General features: G+C 38.2%; 11 protein-coding genes and 1 riboswitch. Of the genes, 9 read left to right on the top strand and 2 right to left on the bottom strand.

What is annotated here, in order from left to right:
* Window positions 1–471: 471 nt before the first annotated feature.
* From exbB to EDC44_RS10385, 3 genes are read left to right on the top strand one after another with little or no spacing between them, the layout of a single operon-like run.
* Window positions 472–942, top strand: a complete 471-nt coding sequence (gene exbB, locus EDC44_RS10395; RefSeq protein ID WP_131978483.1) for a TonB-system energizer ExbB — start codon at window positions 472–474, stop codon at window positions 940–942.
* Between the two features lie 15 nt (window positions 943–957).
* On the top strand, window positions 958–1,347 hold the full coding sequence (gene exbD / locus EDC44_RS10390) for a TonB system transport protein ExbD (RefSeq protein WP_131978480.1): 390 nt from the start codon (window positions 958–960) through the stop codon (window positions 1,345–1,347).
* Window position 1,348: 1 nt separating this feature from the next.
* On the top strand, window positions 1,349–2,146 hold the full coding sequence (locus EDC44_RS10385) for an energy transducer TonB (RefSeq protein ID WP_131978477.1): 798 nt from the start codon (window positions 1,349–1,351) through the stop codon (window positions 2,144–2,146).
* Window positions 2,147–2,208: 62 nt separating this feature from the next.
* Here EDC44_RS10385 and EDC44_RS10380 read toward each other — a convergent pair whose 3' ends face one another.
* Together EDC44_RS10380 and nadR are read right to left on the bottom strand one after the other, a co-directional pair.
* The gene (locus EDC44_RS10380) at window positions 2,209–2,901 is read right to left on the bottom strand and encodes a metallophosphoesterase family protein (protein WP_131978474.1); all 693 of its coding nucleotides are present in this window, start codon (window positions 2,899–2,901) and stop codon (window positions 2,209–2,211) included.
* Between the two features lie 6 nt (window positions 2,902–2,907).
* Window positions 2,908–4,161, bottom strand: a complete 1,254-nt coding sequence (gene nadR / locus EDC44_RS10375) for a multifunctional transcriptional regulator/nicotinamide-nucleotide adenylyltransferase/ribosylnicotinamide kinase NadR (RefSeq protein WP_131978471.1) — start codon at window positions 4,159–4,161, stop codon at window positions 2,908–2,910.
* Window positions 4,162–4,328: 167 nt separating this feature from the next.
* A riboswitch (FMN riboswitch) is annotated at window positions 4,329–4,486 on the top strand.
* Between the two features lie 102 nt (window positions 4,487–4,588).
* Here nadR and ribB point away from each other — a divergent pair.
* From ribB to EDC44_RS10345, 6 genes are all read left to right on the top strand, one after another.
* Window positions 4,589–5,233, top strand: a complete 645-nt coding sequence (ribB, locus tag EDC44_RS10370; protein ID WP_131978468.1) for a 3,4-dihydroxy-2-butanone-4-phosphate synthase — start codon at window positions 4,589–4,591, stop codon at window positions 5,231–5,233.
* A 123-nt stretch (window positions 5,234–5,356) separates the two neighbouring features.
* Window positions 5,357–6,310, top strand: coding sequence for a sugar-binding transcriptional regulator (locus EDC44_RS10365; RefSeq protein ID WP_131978465.1), 954 nt, complete (start codon window positions 5,357–5,359; stop codon window positions 6,308–6,310).
* 138 nt (window positions 6,311–6,448) lie between these two features.
* Window positions 6,449–7,387, top strand: coding sequence for a D-ribose ABC transporter substrate-binding protein (locus EDC44_RS10360; RefSeq protein WP_131978462.1), 939 nt, complete (start codon window positions 6,449–6,451; stop codon window positions 7,385–7,387).
* 70 nt (window positions 7,388–7,457) lie between these two features.
* A complete protein-coding gene (locus EDC44_RS10355) occupies window positions 7,458–8,033 on the top strand; it encodes a DUF2291 family protein (protein ID WP_131978459.1) in 576 nt (191 codons plus the stop codon).
* A gap of 5 nt (window positions 8,034–8,038) precedes the next feature.
* Window positions 8,039–9,577 carry a sugar ABC transporter ATP-binding protein gene (locus EDC44_RS10350; RefSeq protein WP_131978456.1) on the top strand — a complete coding sequence of 513 codons (1,539 nt, stop codon included), beginning with the start codon at window positions 8,039–8,041 and terminating at the stop codon, window positions 9,575–9,577.
* A gap of 17 nt (window positions 9,578–9,594) precedes the next feature.
* Complete coding sequence (locus tag EDC44_RS10345) at window positions 9,595–10,629, top strand: ABC transporter permease (protein WP_131978453.1); 1,035 nt, start codon at window positions 9,595–9,597, stop codon at window positions 10,627–10,629.
* Window positions 10,630–10,676: the final 47 nt, after the last annotated feature.

Below are 10,676 nucleotides of genomic sequence, written 5' to 3'. Positions count from 1 at the left end.
TTTCAAGTTGACACTTATTAAGACTTCAAAATTTAAAATAGTTTTTCAAAATCCATCTACAAGTGCCCACACAGATTGTCTGATTATATTGTTAAGGAGCAAAAAAGAACGACGCGAGGCGTATTTTTAAATCTTTTACAACGTCGCGTCGTTGTGTGGAGCGTATTATAGGGATTTGAAAATTCTTTGCAAGTGTTTTTTTGTAAAAATCCGTAAATTTTATGCTCAACCGTTCAAAAATCATCCTTAATAATTTTTTTAAATAAAGATAGACTATTGATTTTCTTTAATAACCTTAAATAACTCTTATCTTAAATCTCTCATTTGTCCGTGACTGATTAATAATTATTTACCCTAAAAATGAAATTTGTTAGAATATGCAATTGAAACTAATTCTCAATTAGAAGCCGAAAGTGCGGTAAAATCTACCGCACTTTTATTTAGTCATTTATTTAAGATATGGGTATATTTATGAACTCAGCAACAACTAACCGTCTTTTTAACTTCTTACAACAATATAGTGATTATATTATTATCGGCATTCTGGCTTTAATGAGCTTCATTATGTTATGGATGGTGATCGAACGCGTTATCTTTTTAAGTCGCGTAAAAGTGAATCAATATTCAACGATTCATGCTCTTGATATTGATACCAATCGTCATTTGACTATTATTTCTACTATTGGTGCCAATGCACCTTATGTAGGATTATTGGGAACCGTTATCGGTATTTTATTGACTTTTTATCAATTAGGTAGTTCCGGTGGCGATATTGATGCCGCTTCAATTATGGTTCATTTATCTTTAGCATTAAAAGCGACGGCATTAGGTATTTTGGTGGCGATTCCATCAATGATTTTCTATAACGCTTTAGGTCGTAAAGTGGAAGTGTTACGCTTAAAATGGAAAGTATTACACGAACAAAAAGCAAGCGAACAATAGTAAAGGGAATATATCATGGCAAAGAAATTTGATGAGATTAATATCATTCCTTTTATTGACATTATGTTGGTCTTATTAGCCGTCGTGTTAATTACCGCTTCTTTTATTTCACAAGGTAAAATTCAAGTGAATGTACCGAAAGCCAGTTCCACAGTAGCATTTAAATCCGATGAATTGGCAAAATTATTGACAGTGACTGAAAACGGCGAACTGTATTTTAATGATAAACCGATTCAACAAGCGGCGTTAGAACAAGAAATTGCGACTTGGGACAAAGAACAAAAGGTGACGCTAAAAGTAGATGCAAAAGCATCTTTCCAAGATTTCGTCACCTTAACGGATCTGATGGCAAAAAATGAAATTAAAAATGTTGCCATTGTGACAATGAAAGAGAAAGGAAAATAATATGCAATTTCGTAAAGAGTCGGGAATTGGTTTTCTTGTTTCTCTTGCGATTCACTTAGGGCTTCTTGTCGTCATTTTCTTTGCTATCACTAAAAAAGATGACAGTGCAAATGGCATTGATGCCGATGTAGTGGATACGAATATCTCCATGGAAATGATCATGGCAATGCGTGTGGCGGAGGCAGAACCGGAACCGGAACCTGAAATCAAACAGCCTGAAGAACCGAAAGAAGAAGTAGTTGCCGATCCGACCATTAAGCCGAAACCGGAAAAACCGAAGGAGCCGGAGAAGAAAAAAGAAAAACCGAAGGAAAAGCCTAAGGATAAACCAAAAGAGAAGCCAAAGGATAAACCTAAAGAACCTGTTACTGCAAAAGTAAAAGCAAGCGTACAAAATCCGCAAGCGCAACTTGGCGATCGTGAAATCGCTGGAAATTCGAATGTGAATTCCACAGCGAGCAGTATCGGTGCGGCGAATAGTAATAATACCAATTTATCGGGCAGTGGTTCTAACAGTTCTGAGGCGGCAGCTTATAAAAGTAAACTTCGCCGTGAAATCGAACGAAATAAACGTTATTCCCAACGTGCTAAAATGATGCGTAAACAAGGTATTGTAACCGTGAGTTTCACTATTAATAACGATGGTTCTTTAAGCAATGCACGCGTGACCAAATCTTCCGGACATGACGATTTGGATAAATCGGCCTTGGATGCGGTGTTGAACGCAAATTCCATCGGCCCTCGACCAGCGGCTGTTCCGGCAGGGTTAAGCGTACCGATTCGTTTTACTTTACAATAAGTTAAAAACTAAAGTGCGGTAGGAAATTTCAAAATTTTCTACCGCACTTCTCTTTATATCTATCACTTCAAATGCCGATCATCAATACCGATACGTAAGTATTCCCCCGCTTCATTACAAATACTACGAAATCCTACATTAATAATTTGATAATTAAATTTACCCAACATTCCCTGATAACTAAAATTATCATGATGATGACCGTGATAAATTTGCTTCACCGCCAGTTTATCCGCCAGCTCATTAATCACTTTAAAACCGGAAGGATGCGGTTTTGGTGCTTCATGACAAATAAGCACATCGGCTTGTTGATTTTCCAATGCTTCAAAATCCGATGGAAAAATGGAAGTGCGATGACGCAAAGGCACGCCGCCGTTCCAGATTCGTTCTTGCGGACAATATTGGCAAAAATGAATGGGATCAAAAAACATCGGTTTATTCGGCGGCATCCAAATTTGTCCGCGGAATACACCGCCTAATCCGGCAATCCGTTTTCCTTGAATCTCCACCACTCGCCCATGCAAATTACGCTCACGCCATTGTGTTCCCCAAATTGATTGAAAAGCCTGCACGGTTTTACTGTCATGATTACCGTGAATAAACCACAGCTCACAATGACGAGCCAATTTGTCCAATTCATCCGCTGTCGTTAGCTGTAAATCCCCCAAAATCACCAATGCAAGATTCTCTTTCCCTTCAATAAAAGGGTACAAATGCTCATAACTGCCGTGCGGGTCGCCTGCAAATAAAATCATATAATCTTATTCCCCGACCAACTCAGGCATATCTTCATCATTCAATACTTTTTCCACAATCGCTTTCGCTTGGTTGTAACGGTCCAAATAACTTGGGGATTCGATTTCAATATAAGGTACTTTGTATTTATCCAATAATTTTTTCAATAATTGTTGAAAACGTTGGCGTTGCTTATGATCGCCTAAGCTGCGTAACCCGTCATCCACCCATTTCGTATTGTTATTCAATAAGATAGTTACATCAAAAGGATATTCTTTGATCATTGAATCCAAAAACGGGTGCGCTTGTCCGGTATATTGAATACAAAACGCCTGTGTAGTAATAAAGTCCGTATCAATAATCGCAACCTTATGTGCATGACGTAACGCATAATCCACATAACGCTGATGCCCTAATGCCATTTGCGGATAATCGGAATATTGCATAGCCTGTTCATCGCCGCCCAATTGTTCAAATACAAACTCACGACCGTATTCCCATGCGGATGTAGTATTAAACACCGTCGCCAGTTTATTCACCAGCACGCTCTTACCGCTACTTTCACCGCCAAGCACCGCAATAGTTTTCGCAAAAAACGGTCGCACTTCTTTCGGAATAAATTTCCAATAATGGAACGGATGGGTACGGATTTTAGTAGCAGATACATTAAAAAATTCTCGTTTTGGATCCACTAATACAACATCTAAACCTAAATATTGTTCATAGGGAACCTTATCTTGAATTTCACTGCTAAATACCACGCTCGGATTAACGCCTTTCGTTGCAAATAATTCTTTCACCCGCTCAGCCCATGCCGCCCAACCGTTTGGATAACTCGGCGTGCCGTCTTCCACTAAGTGATGAATAAAAATCTGATTTTTCTGATATTTAAAGATTTGCTGCATCCAACGCAAACGGTCTTGTGGTGTCGGCATTCGTTTCATTTTGCTATCATAAAATAATTGCAAATCACGCTCGCTGTCGGTGCAAACAACTACGTGAACTTCGTCCACTTTACTGAATGCTTCATAGATCATATTAATATGACCGGTATGCACAGGATAGAATTTCCCAAAAATAACACCGATTTTCTTATTGCCTTGATCGGTGATTTGCAAGGCCTGATGCAATGCACCAAGCTTTGCCGCACTCGGATTTTTAATTTTACCGCTCACTAATTGGTTAAAGTACGCACGCGTGACATTTGCTTTTTCACAAAGCTCATTAACCTTTAAATTCAATTGTTTACGCTTTTGTTGCAAATAAGAAAAATTTGCCATAATCCATCCTCAAAGTGCGGTCAAAAATGATACTATTTTGTCATATGATTCGTGTAATTTTAATATAATAAAGCATAATCATATTACATAAATCACATTGTAAAATAATCTGCACAACAAACAAAGAAAAACCTTTTTATTTTCCGCTCTTTTGAATTATACTACACAAACATTCTCAGGGCAGGGTGAAATCCCCTACCGGTGGTAAGTGCATCATGCATAAGCCCACGAGCGGTTAACCACATCATAAAGTGACGGTTAATGACAAGCAGATTTGGTGAAAATCCAAAGCCGACAGTTACAGTCTGGATGAAAGAGAAGAAAACAGGTTTTGTTTGCAAAACCTGCTTTGTTGTTATCGCTAAATAACCCTTCCATCACCCCTGATTCATTAAATTCAACAATCACTATATAAAGGAAATTTAAAATGAATCAGTCACTACTTTCCGAATTCGGTACACCGGAACAACGTGTACAAAAAGCTATTGAAACCTTCAAACAAGGCAATGGTGTCTTGGTGCTCGATGACGAAAATCGCGAAAACGAAGGAGATTTAATTTTCCCGGCAGAGACCATTACACCGAAACAAATGGCGGTATTAATTCGCCACGGCAGCGGCATTGTGTGTTTATGTATTACAGACGAACTGTGCAAACAACTTGATTTGCCGCCCATGGTGCAAGACAATACCAGTGTTAATAAAACGGCATTCACCGTTACCATTGAGGCGGCAGAAGGCGTATCCACCGGTGTCTCCGCAGCAGATCGTGTAACAACAATCAAAGCAGCGATTAAAGATGGTGCGAAACCAAGTGATTTGCATAGACCGGGGCATGTGTTTCCATTAAGAGCGGCTAAAAATGGTGTTCTTGAACGTAACGGTCATACTGAAGCCGCGGTGGATCTTGCCCGTTTATCCGGATACAAACCAGCCGGCGTTATTTGTGAATTAACAAATGATGACGGCACAATGTCCAGAACGCCGGAGTTAGTCAAATTCGTAAAAGAAAAAGGCTATGCATTAGTAACCATTGAAGATATGATTACTTATCGTCAAAAGTATAATGTGTAACTATAAATAATATGAAAGTGCGGTTAAATTAACCGCATTTTTTATTTCAATCATCCTTTTATTGAAAAAAAAAACTTGTTAGACTAAGGAGCACATCTATCATCAATTCAATAGAGAAGTATAATGTCTTTTACTAATGAAAAACGGTTATTAGCAAAAATCGCCACATTGTATTACACCGATAATTTAAAACAGTCTGAAATTGCTAAACGATTAAATCTTTCTCAATCTTTCGTCTCTCGTTCTCTCACCAAATGTTTAGCAGAAGGTATAGTACGCATTAATATCATCCCACCGGCAGGTATTTTTTTAGATCTTGAGAAAAAAATTCAACAAAAATTTGGAATTAATCAAGCAATTGTTGTTGATATTGATGATAAAGATGAACATCAACTAAAAACAGCTATTGGTGCCGCCGCCGCCTATTATTTACAAGTCACCCTGCAGGCTGATGAGCTGATTGGCATATCTGCTTGGAGCGGAACGATTCAACGAATGGTAGATCATATGCCACCGCTGCATACTAAAGCAAAAGGTGTGGTTCAGTTGTTAGGCGGTGTGGGAGTTAATGGTAATGTGCAAGCTAATTTTCTTACCTATGAATTAGCTAAAAAACTGAATTGCCCTTCATATTTATTACCATCACAAAGTTTTATTAGTGATATCGGAAACATTGATTATAAACAGCAGCTACTTAATATGACCGAAGTATCAAACGTAGTAAAGATGTTTGATAAAATTGATGTTGCGCTCGTAGGGATTGGAATGTTAGAACCATCCGAGTTATTAAAAAACTCAGGGCTTTATTACGAAAAACATATGTTACATTTGCTTGCTGAAAAAGGTGCCGTGGGTGATATTTGTTTGCACTATTTTAATCAGCAGGGCAAGCCTGTTTTAAGTGAACAAGAAGATCCTATTATCGGTATGGGGTTAGAACTTGTCAGAAAATGCCCTAAAGTGGTCGCGCTTGCCGGTGGTCGAGATAAAATAAATGCCATAAGAGCTGCTTTAATTGGTCAATATGTTGATGTATTAATTATTGATAAATCCACAGCAAAATTACTTATCAAATAATACAAGCCTACTCATAAATTAAAAATTCTGTGATCTATATCGCATTTCTAAAATCTTTTCATAGACAGAATTATTTTTGTGTCTTACATTACCCTTGAATATATAAACCGCAATGAATAAATATTCAAGGAGATCAAAATGGCTAGTAAATTCTTAAAATCAAGTATAGTTGCTCTATCATTGGCAATGTCTAGTTTTTCCTTTGCTGATAATGGTTTAATTGCAATTATAACCCCATCTCATGATAACCCGTTCTTTAAAGCTGAAGCGGACGGTGCGAAGCAGAAAGCTGAAGAACTCGGCTATACCACACTCGTTGCGTCTCATGATGATGATGCTAACAAGCAGGATCAATTGATTGCTACCGCAATTGCCCGTAAAGCAAAAGCAATTATTTTGGATAATGCTGGTTCTGATGTCACTATTGGTGCTCTGGAAAAAGCTAAAGCTGCCGGTGTACCGGCATTTTTAATCGACCGCGAAATTAACAAATCCGGTGTTGCGGTTTCTCAAATCGTTTCCAACAACTATCAAGGTGCACAATTAGGCGGACAAAAATTCGTTGAGTTAATGGGTGAAGAAGGTCTATACGTTGAATTATTAGGCCGTGAATCCGATACAAATGCATCTGTTCGTTCACAAGGTTTCCACGACATTATTGATGACTACCCAAATATGAAAATGGTTGCTCAACAAACAGCAAACTGGAGCCAAACTGAAGGCTTTACTCGTATGGAATCATTATTGCAGGTTCATCCAAATATCAAAGGGGTAATTTCCGGTAATGATACGATGGCATTAGGTGCCGAAGCTGCCTTAAAAGCAGCCGGCCGTACCGATGTAATTGTTGTAGGTTTTGATGGCAGCGATTATGTACGTGATTCAATTCTTGCAAACGGTAATATTAAAGCCACTGTATTACAACCCGCTTGGGATCAGGCTCAAGAAGCCGTAGTACAGGCTGACGCTTATATTAAAACCGGTTCTACCGATAAAGAAGAAAAACAATTAATGGATTGTGTATTAATTGATAGCAGTAATGCAAAACAATTAAATAAATTCGCACTCAGCAAATAATTCCAATTAAGGAATAAGGGTATTCCCTAAATCCGGAATACCCTTATTAAGAAATACCAGGGGGTGAAAAATGTTAAATTGGAAAAATTTGAGCACAAATTTACTCTTTATCAGTGTCGGGTTTATTGTCGCCGGTTGTGAAGTTGTCGATTTAGACAGTAACGGCAAACCGATTATCCCAATGTCTGAAGCAGAAGCAGCCGCATTAAGTAATATGGAACCTAAAGATATAGCTGAGAAAATTTGGAATGACATACTACAAGATGCAAAATCATCTGCTGCAGATTCAATTACCAATTTAGCTAATAATAAGAGCTATTTTGTCCGTTTAGTCGGTGTAATTGAAAGTATTGATGATAAACAAAACATCCAACTTAAAGTTGATAATAATACTATTTTAATTCAAAACGGTTCAATTCTTCGCGGAAATGCAATTCGCGACGCCTCATCAATGATCAGCTTTGATCAATTTAAAAACCAAGTTCAATTTGCCAAATTATCCAAAGAGTTAAGTAAAAAGGCTGTGGCAGGTATGCCAAAATTGGATAATGACTGGATTGGAAAAAATGTGGAAATTCTGACCGCACTTACGATTAAAAATAATCAAGTTCAAGATGCTGTTCCACTTGAAATCATTGAGAGATAAACGCTATGGCTATTAATAACAACGATATTATTATGCGTGCCGAAAATATCTCTATGGTATTTCCGGGCACAAAAGCACTCGATAACGTAAGCTATAACGTTTATCGCGGAGCAGTTAACGTAATTATCGGGGAAAATGGTGCCGGCAAATCAACATTAATGAAAATTCTTGCCGGTGTACAACAACCCACCGAAGGCAAACTTTATATTAATGATAAAGAAGTAGTGATTACCAATACACGCAGTGCAGCGGATCACGGCATTGGAATGGTGCACCAAGAACTTAATTTATCCGAAAATTTAACTGTTGCGGAGAATGTGTTTTTAGGTCGAGAGATTCAATCCGGGCTATCGCCAATTGATAATAAAACACAATATGCACTTACCGCAGAAGTATTAAAGCGTTTAAAACAAAATATTGATCCTAATGAAACGGTGTCGAACTTAAAAGTAGGACAAAAGCAGTTGATTGAAATAGCTAAAGCATTAGCAAGTAAAATCGATATTTTGATTTTAGATGAACCGACTTCCGCACTCAGTAAAACTGAAGTACAAATTCTATTCGACGTTATTCGTGAACTGACGGCTCAAGGCGTTTCAATTATTTATATTTCACATCGTTTGGAAGAACTGATGGAAATCGGTACTTATATTACGATCCTGCGTGACGGTAAGTTCCAATCGGAAGCAACAGTAAAAGATATTGATGTACCTTGGATTGTGCGTGAAATGTTGGGCAGCGATCCCGTTACTGATTTCCTACCATCAAACCGTACTTTTGGTCCGAAAATTCTCGAAGCAGAACACATTACCTATATCAATGAGTCTGAAAACGTTGTTGTCAATGACGTTTCTTTCTCATTGCATGCCGGTGAAATTGTCGGGATATACGGTTTAATGGGTGCCGGTAGAACAGAATTATTTGAATGTCTGTTAGGTAAAGTTAACTATTCCGGTCGTTTTTCACTTAACGGAGTGATTATCAACAATAATATTTCTACGACTAACCGTATCAAAATGGGAATCGGTTTAGTACCGGAAGACCGTAAAGGTTCCGGCATTTTTCCTATAAGCTCAGTAGGTAATAACTTAACCGTATCCAGCCTGTGGAAACGTTTGAAAAAGAATGTCGTGATTTCCGATGAAGATGAAAAACAGGCTATTGATTCTACAATCAAAGAACTCTCAATAAAAGTATCCTCTCCAGAAGTAGAAATTCAAGCACTGAGTGGTGGTAATCAACAAAAAGTCGTTATCGGACGGTCATTATTGACCGAACCGAAAGTACTACTATTGGATGAACCAACTCGCGGGATTGATATTGGTGCGAAAGCAGATGTATTTGAAATGATGGTAAAACTCTCTCAGGAAGGTATTGGTATTTTATTTTCCACATCGGATTTAAAAGAAATTATGGCAGTTTCTGACAGAATTTTGGTTATGTCCAACGGAATACTCACTGCGGATGTATTACGACGTGAAACTGATGAAACCGGCTTAGTTTTAGCAAGTTCTAAAGAATGCCATACAGTTTTCAATAATTAGGATTAATGAGGTGCATTATGTCAAAAGCAAATTCATCCAATATGATGTTACTTATTTTAAAACTCAGAACGTTTATTGCGTTATTTGTTATTTTAGCGTTCTTTACGATCACAGTTGATGGTTTTCTGAATCCATCCAGCGTGATTATTATGATCAAACATATCTCTATCAATGCATTATTGGCATTAGGGATCACATTTGTGATCATCACCGCAGGTATCGATTTATCTATCGGTGCAACGCTCGGTTTATGCGGTATGGTTGCAGGTTATCTTATTTCAAAAGGGATTGTGCTACCGATGTTTGGTATCGCCATATTCCCAAGCATCTGGGTTGTTGTGCCAGTCGTCTTATTGCTAGGTTGTGCTATCGGTGCGATCAACGGATTAATTATCACTCGCTATAATGTGGCTCCTTTCATTTGCACACTAGGGACAATGTACATTATTCGTGGTGCGGCGATGTTAACGTCTAATGGTGAAACATTCCCCGGTTTATCCGGAAATCCACAATTAGGCAATACCGGATTTGAATTAATCGGTGCCGGCAGCTTATTTGGTATTCCATATTCAATTTGGTTGATGTTTATTGTTGCAGCCGCTATTGCTTATACCGCTAAAAAATTACCTTTCGGTCGTCACGTATATGCGATTGGTGATAACGAAAGAGCGGCCGAATTATCCGGTATCAAAGTCAACAACGTTAAAATCTGGGTTTATGTTATTTCAGGTTTATGTGCCGCATTAGCAGGGATTGTGGTGACATCTCAATTAGTGGCAAGCCACCCGGCTACTGGTAATGCGTTTGAAATGAATGCTATTGCTGCCGTAGTGTTAGGGGGAACATCCCTTGCAGGTGGACGCGGCACAATCGCCGGAACGTTAATCGGTGCATTCGTTATCGGTATTCTTGCTGATGGCTTAGTAATGATGGGCGTAAGTGAGTTCTGGCAAATGGTAATTAAAGGTATTGTGATTATTGTTGCGGTTATTATCGACCAAATGCAAAACAAATTACAGTATAAAGCGGCTGTGGCATCACAAAAAGCATAAAATTTTTTGTCAATCAGAATATATATTCATATATGAATATATTAGGA

Source organism: Cricetibacter osteomyelitidis (genome assembly GCF_004340985.1).
GTDB lineage: Bacteria > Pseudomonadota > Gammaproteobacteria > Enterobacterales > Pasteurellaceae > Cricetibacter > Cricetibacter osteomyelitidis.
The sequence above is the reverse complement of the archived record's forward strand: the minus strand, read 5'-3'. Positions and strand labels throughout refer to the sequence as shown.

What these genes read in the sequence shown, in the direction of transcription:
- exbB (WP_131978483.1), top strand. Translation starts at nt 472, where the DNA reads ATGAACTCAGCAACAACTAACCGTCTTTTTAACTTCTTACAACAATAT.
- exbD (WP_131978480.1), top strand. Translation starts at nt 958, where the DNA reads ATGGCAAAGAAATTTGATGAGATTAATATCATTCCTTTTATTGACATT.
- EDC44_RS10385 (WP_131978477.1), top strand. Translation starts at nt 1,349, where the DNA reads ATGCAATTTCGTAAAGAGTCGGGAATTGGTTTTCTTGTTTCTCTTGCG.
- EDC44_RS10380 (WP_131978474.1), bottom strand. Translation starts at nt 2,901, where the DNA reads ATGATTTTATTTGCAGGCGACCCGCACGGCAGTTATGAGCATTTGTAC.
- nadR (WP_131978471.1), bottom strand. Translation starts at nt 4,161, where the DNA reads ATGGCAAATTTTTCTTATTTGCAACAAAAGCGTAAACAATTGAATTTA.
- ribB (WP_131978468.1), top strand. Translation starts at nt 4,589, where the DNA reads ATGAATCAGTCACTACTTTCCGAATTCGGTACACCGGAACAACGTGTA.
- EDC44_RS10365 (WP_131978465.1), top strand. Translation starts at nt 5,357, where the DNA reads ATGTCTTTTACTAATGAAAAACGGTTATTAGCAAAAATCGCCACATTG.
- EDC44_RS10360 (WP_131978462.1), top strand. Translation starts at nt 6,449, where the DNA reads ATGGCTAGTAAATTCTTAAAATCAAGTATAGTTGCTCTATCATTGGCA.
- EDC44_RS10355 (WP_131978459.1), top strand. Translation starts at nt 7,458, where the DNA reads ATGTTAAATTGGAAAAATTTGAGCACAAATTTACTCTTTATCAGTGTC.
- EDC44_RS10350 (WP_131978456.1), top strand. Translation starts at nt 8,039, where the DNA reads ATGGCTATTAATAACAACGATATTATTATGCGTGCCGAAAATATCTCT.
- EDC44_RS10345 (WP_131978453.1), top strand. Translation starts at nt 9,595, where the DNA reads ATGTCAAAAGCAAATTCATCCAATATGATGTTACTTATTTTAAAACTC.